The sequence below is a fragment of the Paraburkholderia sp. Clong3 genome (genome assembly GCF_050436485.1).
GTDB classification, from domain to species: Bacteria; Pseudomonadota; Gammaproteobacteria; order Burkholderiales; family Burkholderiaceae; genus Paraburkholderia; species Paraburkholderia tuberum.
On record NZ_JBNDMH010000002.1, the window covers coordinates 1,869,060 to 1,883,805 of the forward strand.

At 62.0% G+C, this 14,746-nt stretch carries 16 protein-coding genes, 1 rRNA gene and 4 pseudogenes; 9 read left to right on the plus strand and 12 right to left on the minus strand.

All coding sequences use genetic code 11. The annotated features are described in order from the left end of the window. Positions 1-4: 4 nt before the first annotated feature. Positions 5-802 carry a 3-hydroxybutyrate dehydrogenase gene (locus tag OKW30_RS12780; protein WP_090803833.1) on the minus strand — a complete coding sequence of 266 codons (798 nt, stop codon included), beginning with the start codon at positions 800-802 and terminating at the stop codon, positions 5-7. Between the two features lie 235 nt (positions 803-1,037). On the opposite strand from OKW30_RS12780, the gene OKW30_RS12785 reads away from it, so the two are divergent. Both OKW30_RS12785 and OKW30_RS12790 read left to right on the plus strand, forming a co-directional pair. Further along, complete coding sequence (locus tag OKW30_RS12785; protein ID WP_184062158.1) at positions 1,038-2,009, plus strand: potassium channel beta subunit family protein; 972 nt, start codon at positions 1,038-1,040, stop codon at positions 2,007-2,009. Between the two features lie 119 nt (positions 2,010-2,128). Beyond that, complete coding sequence (locus OKW30_RS12790) at positions 2,129-2,974, plus strand: 23S rRNA (adenine(2030)-N(6))-methyltransferase RlmJ (RefSeq protein ID WP_184070208.1); 846 nt, start codon at positions 2,129-2,131, stop codon at positions 2,972-2,974. Between the two features lie 77 nt (positions 2,975-3,051). Here OKW30_RS12790 and OKW30_RS12795 read toward each other — a convergent pair whose 3' ends face one another. The 4 genes from OKW30_RS12795 to cueR form a co-directional block, all read right to left on the minus strand. Next, entirely contained in the window at positions 3,052-4,092 is a 1,041-nt protein-coding gene (locus OKW30_RS12795) for an ABC transporter substrate-binding protein (RefSeq protein ID WP_187619694.1), read from the minus strand. Positions 4,093-4,315: 223 nt separating this feature from the next. After that, on the minus strand, positions 4,316-4,666 hold the full coding sequence (locus OKW30_RS12800) for a hypothetical protein (RefSeq protein ID WP_260336535.1): 351 nt from the start codon (positions 4,664-4,666) through the stop codon (positions 4,316-4,318). 254 nt (positions 4,667-4,920) lie between these two features. Further along, complete coding sequence (locus OKW30_RS12805; RefSeq protein ID WP_018418650.1) at positions 4,921-5,067, minus strand: DUF3563 family protein; 147 nt, start codon at positions 5,065-5,067, stop codon at positions 4,921-4,923. A gap of 295 nt (positions 5,068-5,362) precedes the next feature. Then, positions 5,363-5,785: a Cu(I)-responsive transcriptional regulator gene (cueR, locus tag OKW30_RS12810; protein WP_018418651.1), complete on the minus strand. Its 423-nt coding sequence runs from the start codon at positions 5,783-5,785 to the stop codon at positions 5,363-5,365. Positions 5,786-5,919: 134 nt separating this feature from the next. On the opposite strand from cueR, the gene OKW30_RS12815 reads away from it, so the two are divergent. Both OKW30_RS12815 and OKW30_RS12820 read left to right on the plus strand, forming a co-directional pair. Beyond that, the gene (locus OKW30_RS12815; protein ID WP_429346860.1) at positions 5,920-6,123 is read left to right on the plus strand and encodes a heavy-metal-associated domain-containing protein; all 204 of its coding nucleotides are present in this window, start codon (positions 5,920-5,922) and stop codon (positions 6,121-6,123) included. An 11-nt stretch (positions 6,124-6,134) separates the two neighbouring features. Beyond that, complete coding sequence (locus OKW30_RS12820) at positions 6,135-7,085, plus strand: dTDP-4-dehydrorhamnose reductase family protein (protein ID WP_429346861.1); 951 nt, start codon at positions 6,135-6,137, stop codon at positions 7,083-7,085. A gap of 33 nt (positions 7,086-7,118) precedes the next feature. On the opposite strand, the pseudogene OKW30_RS12825 reads toward OKW30_RS12820, so the two are convergent. After that, positions 7,119-7,310 (minus strand): annotated as a pseudogene (locus tag OKW30_RS12825) (transposase domain-containing protein); the annotation flags it as partial. An 81-nt stretch (positions 7,311-7,391) separates the two neighbouring features. On the opposite strand from OKW30_RS12825, the gene OKW30_RS12830 reads away from it, so the two are divergent. The 4 genes and pseudogenes from OKW30_RS12830 to istB (OKW30_RS12845) all read left to right on the plus strand — a co-directional run bounded on the left by OKW30_RS12830 (position 7,392) and on the right by istB (OKW30_RS12845) (position 10,338). Continuing rightward, a complete protein-coding gene (locus tag OKW30_RS12830; protein ID WP_262421670.1) occupies positions 7,392-7,715 on the plus strand; it encodes a hypothetical protein in 324 nt (107 codons plus the stop codon). After that, a pseudogene (locus OKW30_RS12835) lies at positions 7,712-7,813 on the plus strand (IS110 family transposase); the annotation flags it as partial. The gene OKW30_RS12830 and the pseudogene OKW30_RS12835, both read left to right, overlap by 4 nt. Before the next feature lie 200 nt (positions 7,814-8,013). Then, positions 8,014-9,561, plus strand: coding sequence for an IS21 family transposase (istA, locus tag OKW30_RS12840; RefSeq protein ID WP_184071870.1), 1,548 nt, complete (start codon positions 8,014-8,016; stop codon positions 9,559-9,561). A gap of 18 nt (positions 9,562-9,579) precedes the next feature. Next, the gene (gene istB / locus OKW30_RS12845) at positions 9,580-10,338 is read left to right on the plus strand and encodes an IS21-like element helper ATPase IstB (RefSeq protein ID WP_184071868.1); all 759 of its coding nucleotides are present in this window, start codon (positions 9,580-9,582) and stop codon (positions 10,336-10,338) included. 191 nt (positions 10,339-10,529) lie between these two features. Here istB (OKW30_RS12845) and istB (OKW30_RS12850) read toward each other — a convergent pair whose 3' ends face one another. The 5 genes and pseudogenes from istB (OKW30_RS12850) to OKW30_RS12870 all read right to left on the minus strand — a co-directional run. After that, positions 10,530-11,351 carry an IS21-like element helper ATPase IstB gene (istB, locus tag OKW30_RS12850; protein ID WP_184074568.1) on the minus strand — a complete coding sequence of 274 codons (822 nt, stop codon included), beginning with the start codon at positions 11,349-11,351 and terminating at the stop codon, positions 10,530-10,532. Further along, positions 11,348-12,376 (minus strand): annotated as a pseudogene (locus OKW30_RS12855) (Mu transposase domain-containing protein); the annotation flags it as partial. The pseudogene OKW30_RS12855 and the gene istB (OKW30_RS12850), both read right to left, overlap by 4 nt. Before the next feature lie 5 nt (positions 12,377-12,381). Further along, positions 12,382-12,930 (minus strand): IS630 family transposase, encoded by a 549-nt coding sequence (locus OKW30_RS12860; protein WP_429345693.1) that lies wholly within the window; start codon positions 12,928-12,930, stop codon positions 12,382-12,384. Next, positions 12,927-13,388: a helix-turn-helix domain-containing protein gene (locus OKW30_RS12865; RefSeq protein WP_429345692.1), complete on the minus strand. Its 462-nt coding sequence runs from the start codon at positions 13,386-13,388 to the stop codon at positions 12,927-12,929. Before OKW30_RS12865 ends, OKW30_RS12860 begins: the two co-directional genes overlap by 4 nt. A gap of 67 nt (positions 13,389-13,455) precedes the next feature. Beyond that, positions 13,456-13,926 (minus strand): annotated as a pseudogene (locus OKW30_RS12870) (IS21 family transposase); the annotation flags it as partial. Between OKW30_RS12870 and OKW30_RS12875 the strand changes: the two are divergent. Beyond that, entirely contained in the window at positions 13,925-14,128 is a 204-nt protein-coding gene (locus tag OKW30_RS12875; protein ID WP_429346862.1) for a hypothetical protein, read from the plus strand. The pseudogene OKW30_RS12870 and the gene OKW30_RS12875 sit on opposite strands and share 2 nt — an antisense overlap. Positions 14,129-14,439: 311 nt before the next feature. On the opposite strand, the gene rrf is transcribed toward OKW30_RS12875, so the two are convergent. After that, positions 14,440-14,553 (minus strand): 5S ribosomal RNA (rrf, locus tag OKW30_RS12880). Positions 14,554-14,746: the final 193 nt, after the last annotated feature.

Below are 14,746 nucleotides of genomic sequence, written 5' to 3' on the forward strand. Positions count from 1 at the left end.
CCCCTTAGTGCATGTACCAGCCGTGGCTCACGACGAACGACTGGCCGGTCAGCGCCGCGCTCGGGAATGTCGACAGGAACAGCACGGTCTGCGCGACGTCTTCGACCGTCGTGAAGATACCGTCGACGGTACCGCCCAGCATCACGCGCTTGATCACTTCCTCTTCGCTGATGCCGAATTCTTTCGCCTGCTCGGGAATCTGCTTGTCGACGAGCGGCGTGCGCACGAAGCCCGGACACACGACGTGCGAACGCACGTTATGCGCAGCGCCCTCCTTGGCAAGCACGCGCGACAGGCCCAGCAGAGCGTGCTTCGCGGTCACGTACGCCGACTTCAGCGGCGAGGCGAGATGCGAGTGGACCGAGCCCATGTAAATCACGACGCCGCCGCGATTGTCCTTGTACATGTGCTTGAGCGCGGCCTTGGTGGTCAGGAACGCGCCGTCCACGTGAATGGCCTGCATCTTCTTCCAGTCCGAGAACGAATAGTTTTCGATCGGATTGACGATCTGGATGCCGGCGTTGGAAACGAGAATGTCGATCGAACCGAATTCCTCGGCGACCTTGTCGATCCCCTGGTTGACGGCATCTTCGTTCGTCACGTCCATTGCCACGCCGATTGCCTTACCGCCGCCCTTTCTGATTTCTTCAGCCACGGCGTTCGCGCCGTCCTGGTTCAGGTCGGCGATCGCGACCGCAGCACCCGCGGCCGACAGGGTCAACGCGATCTGTTTGCCGATGCCGCTCGCGGCACCAGTGACGACGGCAACCTTGCCGTTCAGATTCGAGTTCAGAGACGACATCCAGAACCTCCATGCAGTTGATGAGCAATGAGACCACGAGACCGCGCGCGGCGAGAAGTCGGCCAAACGGTATAGACCGTTCGGCGGATGCAGCGCGGCGGCCGACTTTGCTATTGTGCATGAACCCTGTACACGACATAGGTAAAACGCACATCGAACCGTATCTCTTTAAACTGGACGCTTTCGGGCTGAATCCGGGCTCCATTCCCGTGGCATCACCAACCAGGAGACATGCATGAATTATCGACGTCTGGGCCGCTCGGGCCTGCAAGTGAGCGAGTTGTCCATCGGCTCATGGGTCACGTACGGCAACCAGGTGGATCACCGCGCCGCGCGCGAATCGCTTGCCGCGGCGCGCGACGCGGGCGTCAATTTCTTCGACAACGCAGAAGTCTACGCGGGCGGCAAATCCGAGGAGATCATGGGCCATGCGTTGAAGGAGCTCGCGTGGCCGCGCGTGAGCTACGTCGTGTCGACGAAATTCTTCTGGGGACTCAACGAAGCGCCGAACCAGTACCACACGCTGAACCGCAAGTACCTGATGAACGCGATCGACGCGTCGCTGAAGCGCCTGCAGCTCGACTATGTGGATCTCGTGTTCTGTCATCGTCCGGACCCGAACACGCCGGTCGAGGAAACGGTGTGGGCAATGAGCGACATGATCGCGCGCGGCAAGGCGCTGTACTGGGGCACCTCGGAATGGAGCGCCGACGAGATTCGCGCCGCCTATGAAATCGCCGAGCGGCATCATCTGCACAAGCCGGTCATGGAGCAGCCGCAATACAACCTGTTTCACCGCAAACGCGTCGAGCAGGAATACAAACGGCTCTACGAGGACATCGGCCTCGGCCTGACCACGTGGAGCCCACTCGCATCGGGTCTGCTCACCGGCAAATATCGTGACGGCGTGCCAGCCGACAGTCGCGCGCAGTTGCAGGGCTATGACTGGCTGCGTCAGCAGCTCACGGACCCGACCCGGAACAACGTGGTCGGCCAGCTCGGCGCGGTCGCCGACGAACTCGGCTGCACGGTCGGTCAGCTCGCGATCGCGTGGATTCTGAAGAATCCGAATGTCAGCACGGTGATCACGGGCGCCTCGCGGGTCGAACAGATCGGCGAAAACATGCAGTCCGCCGAGGTGGCCAAGCGCATCACACCGGAGATAAAGCAGCGGATCGAGGAGATCATCGGCGACGCGCACGAGTAATCGCGCGCGCAGCGCCATGCACCGGGTGGCTAACCGGGCACGCGCGGTCGCGTACAATACGCGACCGCGCGTCGCCGGCTCCTTCGGGCCAGCCTGCGCTCTCTCAGCGTCCTCTCATCATGCTCAGCTACCGCCACGCCTTTCATGCCGGCAATCACGCCGACGTTCTGAAACACGCCGTCGTGTTGCAGCTCCTGCGCTACCTTGGCCAGAAGGACAAGGCCTACTGGTATATCGACACCCACGCGGGCGCCGGCGTTTACTCGCTGAAGGAAGGCTACGCGACGAAGACCGGCGAGTTCGAGACGGGTATTGCGAAACTGTGGGGCCGCAACGATCTCCCGCCGCTGTTCGCCGAATACGTCGATGAAGTCAGCGCGCTCAATGCCGATGGCCAGTTGCATTTTTATCCGGGCTCGCCATATCTTGCGTGGCGACAGCTGCGCGCGCAGGATCGTATGCGGCTCTTCGAATTGCACAGCACCGAAATCGACGTCCTGCGCCACAATTTTCGCGACGCGGGCCGACGCGCAATGCTGTATGCGGGCGACGGCTTCGACGGGATTCTCACGCTGTTGCCGCCCGCGCCGCGCCGCGCGCTGATCCTGCTCGACCCGTCGTATGAAGACAAGCGCGATTACGGGCGCACGCTGCGCTGTGTCGAGGAAAGTCTGAAGCGGTTTCCGACCGGCACGTATGCGGTCTGGTATCCGCAGGTCAAGCGCCCTGAGTCGCAGCGCTTTCCCGATCAACTGAAGCAGCTGCAGAAGGACAACTGGCTGCACGTCAGCCTGACCGTCAGCAATCCGCCGGAAGACGGCTATGGGCTGTTCGGTAGCGGCATGTTCATCCTGAATCCGCCGTATACGCTCGCCAGGACGCTGAAGGATCAGATGCCATGGCTCGTCAAAACGCTCGGCGAGGACAAGGCTGCGACGTTCAAGGTCGAATATCGCGGCAATTGAACGTGATGAGCGGCGCGTGAGCGTGCCGCGCGCGGTTCCCCGTCACCTGTCTTGCGCAACCCGTTCTCCGCATACGCTCACTTGAACTGCGCGGCCGCCTTGCTCGCGAACTGGTTCGTATAGGTAGCACTCAGATCGATCTTCTTCGGATCGAGCCGGCTATCGAACGACGACAACGCGCGCAGCGACGTCGCCGGGCCATCAGCGGGCATCAGTCCGTCCGGCGAATACGCGTCGCGCACGTTGTGAAAGGCGTCGAGATAGAGCGTCGGGTCACCCAATAGATAGGCTTGCGGCACCATCTTCAGCAGATCCGCGTCGCTCGCAGTCTGCAGCCAATGATTCGCACGCACGATCGCGTTGGTCAGCGCCTGCGTTGTCTTCGGATTTTTCTGGATGAAGCTTTCGGCCGCGTAAAGCGTCGCCGCGGGCATCATGCCGCCGAACACCTCCTGCGTGCCTTTCACCGTGCGCGTATCGACAAGCACCTTGATGGCGCCGCTACGCGTGAGCTTGGTCATCATTGGATCGACATTGGACAGCGCGTCGATCTGCCCACTGCCCACCGCGGCCAGCACCGTCGCGCCGCTGCCGACACCGATCGCCGAAATGTCGCTGCGCTGCACGCCGGCCTTGCGCAACGCAACGGTGAGCACGAGATCCGTCGACGAACCCGGTGCGCTCACGCCGACCTTCGCGCCTTTGAAGTCCGCGAGCGACTTGATCTGATCGGCCTTCGACTTCACCACGCCGATCACAATCTGCGGTGCGCGGCCCATCAACACGAACGCGCGATAGTGCTGACCCTTCGCCTGCATGAACAACGTGTGCTCGAACGCGCCCGCGCCGACTTCGGCGCTGCCGCCCACCACCGCTTCGAGCGCTTTCGAGCCGCCCGCGAAGTCTTCGAGCGTGACGTTCAGGCCTTCGTCCTTGAAGTAGCCGAGCTGCTGTGCGGCGAGGACCGGCAGATAGTACAGGCCAGGTAAGCCGCCGACGGCCATCGTCAGTGTCGGCATTTCCGGCGTGTCCTTCGCGAACCCAGCGCCGGGCAACGCAGCCAGTGCGAGCAGCATCACGCAGGTGCGCGTCGCACGCTGCATCCATTGATTGAGCATGGTGACGTCTCCTTGTTGTGTGTTCCGTTCGAAGCAGTGACGCAGGCGCACTTGCCGAGATCGAAGCTCACGGCGACGAGGCGTGCAACGATTGTCGTCGGACGGTTTCACGGACGCCATGCGCCCAAACCCGAATGAGATTGTCGGGTGCGAGGCAAGCTGGCGTATGGGGGAGAAACGGGACCGCAGAAGCACCGCCGACGATCTCTCGCGCCGTCGGTACCTATTGCGGAAGGGGCACCGCTCGAGGCATCGGCCGCGGCGGCACGCCACCACCCGCCGGCAATTGGATATACGGCGCGACCACGAACGGCGGCGACGATTCCGCAGGCAGCTCGACCGGTGCCGCGATCGGCGGCGCGGCGACGATCGGCTCCGGCGCAGGCGGCGAGCTCAGCAGTACGGTACCGCTCTGGCCATTATTGACGCCGCCAAGCGTATCGAGGATCACGGGGGGACGCCCGTTATCGGACACTGCGAATGCGTCCGACGCGGCGCAGAGGGCGGCGAGCGTCGCGATGGCGGCCGCGGCCATCACGGCTCGGAAAGTTTGCAGCGAACGGACGGAGGACATGGACAGCCCAATTGGTTATGAATGCCGTCTTGCGCGAAAAACGCCATACATTACCGCGGGCCGCGTTACGAAGCTAGTCGATATTCGCCATCAGCAGCTTTCTTGCGCCGTTCACTCGAAAAAACGTCGAAGGCACACGCGGATTTCGATGTCCAGATACGACAAAGCCCCGCTTTGACGGGGCTCGACATTGGTACTGCAACTGCACGGCCGCGCAAAAGCAGGCGCCGCCAGGTCAAACTCAAAGCGGAAACTTACAGCGAATAGCCGTTGGTTTCGAGCGAACGGATGCGCTGTTCGAGCTGAACGATATCCGACGACGAGGCGAGATATGCCTCACGACGGCTACGTTCCGCGGTTTCGAACCAGGTGCTGAGCTTCTCAAGAATGAATGCAAACATGATGTTCTCCAAGGATCAGATCGAATCCCCGGTGATTTGACATCAGGGATTTCCCGCAAAAGGGTTAACCCGCATTATAGCCTCAAGGTGCAACCTGAACAGTGAAATGCCCGCATGGTGTGCATTCCGTTTTGGAATAGTGCACCGGTAAGGTGCAATGCAGTTCCTGATTTTATTGGGATTCATCCAGGCGTCCTTTAAGTGGACGTCATTTCCGCAAGTTTTATGCGCACTTTCGGTGCATGAATCGCTCGACCTTAAGAATCGGCAGGCCGGGTTGCAGTTCGATTAGCCGCTAAAGCGGACGGCAACCTTGTCCCGATACAAGATCGGTGTCCGCCAGTCGCTCGATAATCGGACAATCTGGCCGGTCATCACCATGGCAATGATCGGCCAGATGCGCGAGAGTGTCGCGCATGTCCGTCAGTTCGGCGATGCGGCGATCGAGTTCGGCGACATGTTCGAGCGCGATCCGCTTTACTTCGGCACTTGCACGCGAGCGGTCGTGCCATAGAGCAAGCAGCCGCCGGATATCCTCGACCAGAAATCCGAGCCGGCGAGCCTGGCGAATAAAGCGCAAGGAATGCACTTCCTGCGGGCCATACACGCGATAACCGGCACTCGTGCGCGCCTTCGCAGTCAATAGGCCGACACTTTCGTAGTAGCGGATCATTTTTGCCGTAACGCCCGACACGCGGGCCGCTTCGCCTATGTTCATGACTGTTTCCTCAAGGTTGCGGCTGAACTCCAATCGATCCTACACCTTCCCATGGTGGGAAGGTCAGCTACCCAAACAAGGTACGGCAGGCATAATTCGACTATCCGCAATCTGATTCCGCCGAGGTCTTTGCAATGACAATCGAACTCCATGTAGAAGGCATGAGCTGCCAGCACTGCGTTGCCGCTGTCACGAGCGCGATTCGCGAGCACGACGCCGCCGCGCAGGTTCAAGTGGATCTCGCGACCGGCTGCGTGCTCGTGGAGTCGGCGCAACCCGTCGATGCGCTGAAGGCCGCGATTGACGAGGCCGGATACACGGTCACGTCTGTGCGCTGAGGGTGCCGCGCATGTTCAAGGTTGCCGTAATAGGTGGTTCCGGATTGCTCGGCCGCGCGCTCAACGACGAACTCGCGCGCCAGACCGGCTGGCAGACCGTCTCCACCGCATATAGCCGAACGTCTCCGCGAATGGTCGCGTTGGATGTTCGCGATAGCTTTGCGGTCGAGCGTTTCATCGACCGCGTAGCGCCGGATGCCGTCGTGATTGCCGCGGCGGAGCGCCGTCCCGATGTATGCGAGCGCGACCCGGCGCTTGCTCGCGCGCTGAACGTCGATGCCGTGCGAATGATCGCCGGGGCGGCGAACCGACACGGCGCGTGGACACTGTCGATCTCGACCGACTATGTGTTCGACGGCACGCACCCGCCCTATCGTCACGACAGCACACCTGCGCCACTGAACGCGTACGGACAGAGCAAGCTCGAAGGCGAGCGAGCGCTGACCGACACGGCCGAGGGCGGATGCGTGCTGCGTCTGCCGCTGCTATATGGTCCGATCGTCAGTTGGTCGGAATCGGCCGTGACTAGCCTCGTGCCGGCGATTGCAGCGGCGGCGGCGCCGGGGGCCCAGGCTGCCAGGATGGACGCTTGGGCGATCCGCTATCCTACGTTCACGCCCGATGTCGCTTTCGTGATTCGACAGATGCTCGAGCGGCACGCGCGCGGCGAAACGGTCTCTGGCATCGTGCAATGGTCGGGCGACGAACCGATGAACAAGTACGAGATCGCCGTGCGCCTGGCAGAAGCGTTGCAACTCGACGCGCATCTGACGCCCCAGCGCACACCCACCGACGCGACGCCGCGCCCGCACAACTGTCATCTGGCATCGAGCCGTTTAGAGGTACTCGGAATCGGCCGACGCACGCCTTTCGATATGGCGATCCGGCTGGTGCTGGCCGCGTTTCCGTGGCAGGGACAGGCCAACTTCCGTATGATCCGGCACCTTGCGTGCGTGCGGTAAGCGGCTGGCGAACCCACGTTGACGGACGGTGAATCAGGCGACAGCGGTAAGAGGTTGCCAGTTATGTGGCAGCAATGCGGCGATGTCGCTTGCCCTGTGGGTGGGCGGCCGTGTCCCGATGTCTTTCAGATATGCGTGGGGTTCGTGACCGTTGAGTTGCGCTGAGCGGATGAGGCTCATGATTGCGGCCGCACGTTGGCCAGCGCGCAGCGACCCGGCGAACAATCAGATCCTATGTAGCGTGAGAGTCGTCAAGGCCCGAGTCGTAAGATTGACCGTGCCAAGGTTTGCTCAACGGAGGGCATCATGGACGCAAATCACGTTACCGGACCACATGCTGAGGGCGTCATCCTGGCAGTGTCGCTTGAACTGTCTGCCGCCCAGTGGAAGGTCGCGCTTCACGACGGATTCAGGGAGAAGCCGGCGGTCCGCATGGTCAGCGCGCCACAGGCGAACCTGCGACTGCAGGCCGTTCTCGAACTCATCGCGCAGCACAAGCAGAAGTGGTCGCTGCCGTCGAACGAGCTAGCGTCAAGACTAATGGGATGGACGCCCCACCCGAAGCGGCATCAACGTGCCAAAGTGGATGTGTCGAAGCAACCACCTGACCGAGGGGAGCGCCCATCATGAAGATTACGACAGTTGGCATCGATCTGGCGAAGAACGTTTTTGCCGTCCATGGTGTAAATGAGCATGGTCGAACGGTGCTGAAGAAAGTGCTCAAGCGAAATGTAGATTGTCAATTTGAATATTCCACGCCAAAGTGAACAGGGATTCCACGGCAAAAAGAACACGAATTCCACGGCAAAGTTAATGCCGATTCCACGGCAAAAAGAACAGGGTTTCCACGCCATCGCGAACACGGTTTCGGGGTGGCGGCGACGCGGGTCAACGGTGGCACGATCGACAGTTTTGTCGGGAGTGCCGAATGGCAAATGTCAGGTTGACCATGCGCAAAATCAGGGAAGTGCTGCGGCTGCATTTCGAGTGTGACCGCAACCAGAGGGAGATCGCCGACGCGGTCGGTGCCTCGACAACGACGGTGTGGCATTACCTGCGCCGCACGCGGCTGGCGGGGCTGGGCTGGCCCCTGCCACCGGAACTGCTGACGGACGACGCGGCGCTCGAGGCGAGACTGTATCCGCCGCCGGCACGGCGCGAGCCAACGCGCGGCATGCCGGACTGGCCGGCGGTGCATCGCGAGATCGGCAGGAAAGGCGTCACGCTCGATCTGCTGTGGCAGGAATACAAGGCGCAGCATCCGGACGGCTGCGGCTATAGCTGGTTCTGCAAGGCTTACCAGGAATGGGCGCAGCGGCTTCCTGTCACGATGCGGCAAACGCACGTGCCGGGCCAGAAGCTGTTCGTCGACTACTCGGGCAAGAAGCTCGGCATCATCAATCCGGACACCGGTGAAGTCCGCGAGGCTGAACTGTTCGTCGCCGCGCTCGGCGTGTCCGGTTTTACCTTCGCTGAGCTCACCTGGACCCAGCAGTTGCCCGACTGGATCGGCTCGCACGTGCGCGCCTTCGCGTTCTATGACGGCCTGGTCGAGATCCTGGTGCCCGACAATCTAAAATCGGGCGTCCACAAGCCGGGGTTCTACGATCCGGACATCAATCCAACCTACCAGGAAATGGCCAGGCATTACTCCGTGGCTGTGATCCCGGCTCGCAGTAAAAAGCCGAGGGACAAGCCGAAAGCAGAGCTGTCGGTCCTCCTGGTGCAGAGATGGGTCCTCGCCCGCCTGCGCAACCAGCGCTTCTTCAGCCTGGGCGAGGCCAACCGGGCGGTCGCCGCGTTACTGGGCGATCTGAACAACCGGCCCTTCAAGAAACTGCCCGGCTCCCGCCGTAGCGTCTTCGACGAAATCGATCGTCCGGCACTCAGGCCCTTGCCCGAGCAGCCCTATCAGTACGCTGAGTGGAAGGTCGCGCGTATCGGCCCTGACTATCACGTTGAACTTGATCAGCACTATTACTCGGTCCCATATCGCTACGCGCGCGAACAGGTCGACGTGCGCCACACGATCAACACCGTCGAGATCTTCCATCGCGGCCAACGCATTGCCGCTCACGGCAAAAGCGCTCGCCGTCGCTACCACACCACGATCGACGCGCACATGCCGCCGGAGCACCTGGCGGTCGCCAAGGGCTGGGACCCGGAGCGGCTGCGCAACTGGGCCGCCGACATCGGCCCGCATACGGCGGCTGTCATCCAGCACCTGCTGGGTGCCCGCAAGCACCCCCAGCAGTCGTATCGCACCTGCCTGGGTGTGCTGCGCATGGGCAAGGATTACGGACGCGACCGGCTCGAAGCTGCCTGCCGCCGCGCGATCGATCTGAAAGCGCCGAACTACAGGTTCATTGACTCGACGCTGAAGAACGGCCTGGACCGGGAGCCCGAACCTGCCACCGGGCAGGCCGACCTGCCGCTTGTGCATGCCAACGTGCGCGGGCCTTCGTACTACCACTGAAGCTGAAAGGGAGTCTATATGCTGCATCATCCCACTGTCGACAAACTGCACGCGCTGCGCCTGCCCGGCATGGCGGCGGCGCTTGCCGAGCAACAGTCCCAGGACGGCATTGACCGACTGGGCTTTGAAGAACGTCTGGGGCTGCTGGTCGAGCGTGAATCCAGTGAACGTGACTCGCGACAAACGGCGGCCCGGCTGCGCCGGGCCAGACTGAAGGTCCCCGACGCTTCGCCCGAGGACATCGACTATCGCACCGCCCGCGGCCTGGACCGGGCGCTCACCGCCCGACTGCTGACCGGTGAGTGGCTTCGGGAGAGGCAGAACCTGATCCTGGTTGGCCCGACCGGGCTCGGCAAGAGTTGGTTGGGTTGCGCCTTCGCCATCCAGGCGTGCCGCCAGGGGTTCTCCGCCTGCTATCTGCGCGTGCCGAAACTGAACGAGGAACTGGCGATCGCACACGGCAGCGGGCGCTACGCGCGATGGCTCGCCCAACTTGCCAAGACGGATCTCGTGATTCTCGACGATCTGGCAATGGCGCCGCTGACTGATTCCGCGCGGCGCGATCTGCTTGAGGTTCTTGACGACCGTCACGGGCACCGCTCCACGCTCGCTACCTCCCAGATCCCGGTGGACCACTGGCATGAGGCGATCGGCGAACCCACTGTCGCCGACGCGATCCTTGACCGGCTGGTGCACAACGCTCATCGCATCACGCTCGCGGGCGAATCGCTGCGCAAGACGCGCAGTCGATTGACCGCAAAGCCGCAGTCCGAGTAAAAAGGTAAAGGTCCCGCGTCGCTGCGCTCCGTTTGTTCGCGATGGCGTGGAATCCTTGTTCACTTTGCCGTGGAATCACGATTCACTTTGCCGTCGAATGGCTGTTCTCTTTGCGTGGAATACGCAGTCAATTACGATGGCCGCCCGAGGGACAACTATCTTGGCCGGTCGGCGGGGTTAGTTGTCGCTGCTCAGTTCGTCATAGTTGTCGCTCCGTCCGATTCGGGTTGGGGTAATTGACGCCGCCGCGCGCGCTTGTTGTCGTCGGCGCTGCGACGCCGGTAGCTTTCTACGTTCAGCTCGAAGATCGTCGAGTGATGGACCAGGCGATCGATGGCGGCCACCGTCATCGACGGATCGGGGAACACGTCGCTCCAGCCGGAGAACGGCTGATTGGCCGTGATCAGCAGACTGCGCCGCTCATAGCGTTCGGCAATGAGTTCGAACAGCACGCTCGTTTCCGCTTGATCCTTGCGCACGTATGACAGGTCGTCGAGGATGATCAAGTCGAAGTGATCGAGCTTGGCAAGCATCGATGGCAATTGCAGGCTCTGGCGAGCCGCCTGCAGCTTCTGCACGATTTCGCCGGTGCGTGTGAACAGCACCCGGTATCCGGCGTCGATCAACGCATGGCCGATGCCGGAGCCTAAATGGCTCTTCCCGGCGCCCGGAGGCCCGAACAGCAGGATCGTGGCGCCTTTCTCGAGCCACGAGTCGCCGCTCGCGAGCGCCATCACATGCGCCTTGGACACCATCGGCACCAAGCCGAAGTCGAATGTCTCGAGCGTCTTGCTCGGGTCCAGATGCGATTCGACGCGGTGCCGTTCAATGCGCCGTTTCGCACGCTCGGCCAGTTCATGCTCAAGCAGTGCGCCTAGCAGGCGCGTGGCCTGCCAGCCTTCCTTGTCTGAGCGCTGCGTGAACTCGGGCCATAGCCGCGCGATCGTCGGCAAACGCAGCTCGGTGAGCATCAGCCCCATACGGGCGGCATCGTAGGTTGCTGGCGCGTTCATACCGATACCTCCTCGCCGATCAGCGTGTCGTAGAGGGCCGCCGGCGGCATATCGACCTCCACGTCCGGGCACTGCGCCTGCCGCGGCGCGAATTCGTTCTGCAGTTGCTCGAGATCGTGCAGTTCGCCGGCAGCGAGCAATGCCTCGAGCCGCTCAGCAAGAACCGCCTCGACGCCATGATTGGCAGCCAGTTCAAGCAGTCCGACTATGGCCTTGCAAGCCTCGCGCTGCGTGAGCTGAGCCTCGAGTCGCTCCCATGTCCGGCGGTACGCCTCGCGCGGGAACAAGTCGTCGCGAAACGCCAGCCCCTTGAACGCCTGGGGCTTGCGCTTGAGTGCCTCGATGAAGTAACGGTAGTCAAGCTTGCGACGGCGGCTATTGGCGGCATGGGAGCCCCGCGCTGTGCTATGTACGAGCGCGCCGGATAGATAGCAGTCGAGGTGATCGGGGTAGACACGGACCTTCAGGCGGTGGCTGATCAGGCGCGACGGCGCGCTGTAGAGAATCCCGCGCACGGTGAAGGTGCCGCAGCGTGTCACGCGTGCCTCCTCTTCGATGAAGTCGGTCGTGCGATGCGCGGGCAGATCCAGCAAGTGTTCGCGCTCGGCGTTGAACGCTGCCGCGTTGCGACGGTTACGCCGCATGACGACCTCGCGAACAAACGCGTCATAGGCAGCACGATCGTCGAAGTCGCGATGGCCACGTAGCATTAGCGCCTGGTCGACCGCCTCCTTCAGATGGCGGTGCGAGGATTCCACGCTGCCGTTCTCGTGGGCCACGCCGACGTTGTTACGTGTGCCGGCCAAGCCGTAATGGGCCAGCAACGCGTCGTAGCGAGCCGTGAAGTCCTCTTCTGTCTGCAGATTCTTGAACGCAGCCGACAGACTATCGGTGCGATGCTCGTATGGGCAGCCACCGGCCTGCCACAGCGCATTCTGCAAACCGGTGGAGAGGGCCTCGAAGCTCTCGCCGCCTTCGACGACATAGGCGTATTCCCAGTGCGAGAACGCGAGCACGAAGTGATAAGTGTTCAGGAAAAATTGATTTGAAAATCGGCGCCGTACCTGCTTAGCAGTGCTGCGAGTTCGGCATCGATGGTCTCGCGCGTCCAGGTGAGGGCTCGACGCCATCGGTATTTCAGGTGCCGCCAGACGATCTCGATCATGTTGAGCTCGGGGCTATAGGCAGGCAGGTAAAACAGGATGACCTTATGTTCGAGCAGCCAACGTTGGCGCGTCGCGTCGCTGATACCGTGATGGATGCTGGCATTGTCCAGCACGATCACCGTGGGCAGACCGTTCCCGGTGGCGAGCACACTGTCGATGAAGCACTCGACATCCTGGGCTTTAATGGTGCCGGTATGCGCGGCGTGGATCAGCGTGTTTTCGCCGAAGTCCAGTGCGCCGATCACGCTGCGGCGGCAGTGATGGTTCGGTTCGACCTGGTGAGGCAAGCCTCGTGGTGACCAGCTACGTTGAACCGGCGGCGATCCATGGAAGCCCGCCTCATCGAGATACACCAACCGCACGGCGTCCCCGCGTGCAGCCTGTTGGAGTTTCTCGAGTGTGGCCTGTTTCATTGCGAACGCTTCTTCGTTGCGCTTTTTTTGAGCGCGTAGCGGTTGCGCTTGAACGAAAAGCCGTTGCGCTTGAGAGCTTCGCCCAGCGTTTCGACCTTGCAGGGCAGCGGCTCGTTGAGCGCGGCTTCGACGCGCTGGGCAATGCCACCAAGGGTCAGCGGTTCGGCGCGGGCGATCTCAAGGGCCACAGCGATCTGGGCTTCAGTCAGCAGCGCATGCCGGCCGCCGTTATGTGCGCCCATCAAGCCGCATATGCCCCGCTCGCGCCATGCGTGCGACCAGTTGTAGACGCTCTGGCCACTCACGCCCAGTTGCGCCGCAATGGCGCGGGCCTTGAGGCCACGTCCGAGCATCAACAGGCCCGCCGCGCGTGTGCGCGTATCCCGATGACGGTGATTGATCGACATCTGCTGCAATGTCAGCTCCTCGACTGCCTTCAACACTACGACACACTTCATCCACGACCCCGGCACCGACCAAGACGCCAGGTTAGCCAAAGTCAAACCGTTTTACCAGGAACACTTAGAGCCGGTGATCGAGTGGCGCGCCGGCGATCGTCACGCGCAGATCCCGCATGTCGGTAAAGTCCGACAGTCCCTGCACGCCGGGCAGGTGCTGCTGCGTGAAGAAGATCTCCCTGCCAGGGCCCTCCAGTGCGCGCCATTGGTTGACGCGCCGCTCAAGCGTGCGCCGCATGCTGTCAGGAAACAGGCCGGGATGCGCCTCCTGCAGCTTGCACAGCAGCGTGATGGCCTTGAGCCGGGGCGCGTGGCGCAGCAACGGCACGACTTCGCCCTCCCAAACTTCAGCGAACGGATCGTGACGTGTGCGCCACGTCCGCGGTGGCTTCTGCGACGGCAGACGGCCCTCATGTTCAATGCGTCGGGCCGTGCGAACGCTCATACCCGCCATGGCCGCGGCGACTTCTTGCGTGTGATGTTTGCGCTTGCTCATAAAGAGTCGGACCTGCTGGTCCGTCACGTAGGTTCCGGGCATGGCTGTTCGCTTCTTGTTCGATGCGATCAGCCATCGTAAAACCCCGCTCTTCCGGCGCCGCCGGCGGTTCGTCGTCTCCGGCGGCTACGCCGCCTCCGACTCCTCACCACCGGCCAAGGTAATTGTCAAAGGACCGGCCAAGGTAATTGTCGTTCTCTACCCGCCGTTGCGCTTCGACCTTGAAACCGCCCTTTCCACGTAATGATTTGGCTTACTGATACGCATAAGACTATCCGATATAGTAAGAGAGTCCTTGTGTCCTTAGATACGTGCGGGAGGCTAGCGTTGAGCGCGGGAACGCCACCGAGCAGCGCTCGGGACGAGCTAGACGCTTGTTTGTGCGCAGGTCGTATGCGCAAAAAAGCGTCGATCAACAGGCTACTTTTGGCAGTGGCTGGCAACGGCGTCCGACCACGCTTATTGTTCGTGCTCGGTCGAGCATGTTGCTGTTGATTTGGGCCGCGTAAACGCAGAAACCCCACCGCGGCGGGTGGGGTTTCTGACTGGGGGGGAGCCTGACGATTACCTACTTTCACACGGGCAATCCGCACTATCATCGGCGTGGAGTCGTTTCACGGTCCTGTTCGGGATGGGAAGGGGTGGGACCGACTCGCTATGGTCATCAGGCATGACGGGTTGCTGCGTCGCAGGGTTGGAGTCAACCGGTTGCGCCGCAGCCAATCGGGAAGAAGCGTAAAGGATTCGAGTGTGGGGGGTTGTGTTGTTTCTGGCACAACACTGAATCCCAACCGTGCGTTTCTGTTAGCTCCCGCGGGAGTTCACACCAATCCCCTTCGGGGATCGGACCGGCGTCAGTGCT

What these genes read in the sequence shown, in the direction of transcription:
- OKW30_RS12830 (WP_262421670.1), top strand. Translation starts at nt 7,392, where the DNA reads ATGGACGCAAATCACGTTACCGGACCACATGCTGAGGGCGTCATCCTG.
- istA (WP_184071870.1), top strand. Translation starts at nt 8,014, where the DNA reads ATGGCAAATGTCAGGTTGACCATGCGCAAAATCAGGGAAGTGCTGCGG.
- OKW30_RS12800 (WP_260336535.1), bottom strand. Translation starts at nt 4,666, where the DNA reads ATGTCCTCCGTCCGTTCGCTGCAAACTTTCCGAGCCGTGATGGCCGCG.
- OKW30_RS12820 (WP_429346861.1), top strand. Translation starts at nt 6,135, where the DNA reads ATGTTCAAGGTTGCCGTAATAGGTGGTTCCGGATTGCTCGGCCGCGCG.
- OKW30_RS12815 (WP_429346860.1), top strand. Translation starts at nt 5,920, where the DNA reads ATGACAATCGAACTCCATGTAGAAGGCATGAGCTGCCAGCACTGCGTT.
- istB (WP_184074568.1), bottom strand. Translation starts at nt 11,351, where the DNA reads ATGAACGCGCCAGCAACCTACGATGCCGCCCGTATGGGGCTGATGCTC.
- OKW30_RS12805 (WP_018418650.1), bottom strand. Translation starts at nt 5,067, where the DNA reads ATGTTTGCATTCATTCTTGAGAAGCTCAGCACCTGGTTCGAAACCGCG.
- OKW30_RS12875 (WP_429346862.1), top strand. Translation starts at nt 13,925, where the DNA reads ATGGCTGTTCGCTTCTTGTTCGATGCGATCAGCCATCGTAAAACCCCG.
- istB (WP_184071868.1), top strand. Translation starts at nt 9,580, where the DNA reads ATGCTGCATCATCCCACTGTCGACAAACTGCACGCGCTGCGCCTGCCC.
- OKW30_RS12785 (WP_184062158.1), top strand. Translation starts at nt 1,038, where the DNA reads ATGAATTATCGACGTCTGGGCCGCTCGGGCCTGCAAGTGAGCGAGTTG.
- OKW30_RS12865 (WP_429345692.1), bottom strand. Translation starts at nt 13,388, where the DNA reads ATGAAGTGTGTCGTAGTGTTGAAGGCAGTCGAGGAGCTGACATTGCAG.
- OKW30_RS12860 (WP_429345693.1), bottom strand. Translation starts at nt 12,930, where the DNA reads ATGAAACAGGCCACACTCGAGAAACTCCAACAGGCTGCACGCGGGGAC.
- cueR (WP_018418651.1), bottom strand. Translation starts at nt 5,785, where the DNA reads ATGAACATAGGCGAAGCGGCCCGCGTGTCGGGCGTTACGGCAAAAATG.
- OKW30_RS12790 (WP_184070208.1), top strand. Translation starts at nt 2,129, where the DNA reads ATGCTCAGCTACCGCCACGCCTTTCATGCCGGCAATCACGCCGACGTT.
- OKW30_RS12795 (WP_187619694.1), bottom strand. Translation starts at nt 4,092, where the DNA reads ATGCTCAATCAATGGATGCAGCGTGCGACGCGCACCTGCGTGATGCTG.
- OKW30_RS12780 (WP_090803833.1), bottom strand. Translation starts at nt 802, where the DNA reads ATGTCGTCTCTGAACTCGAATCTGAACGGCAAGGTTGCCGTCGTCACT.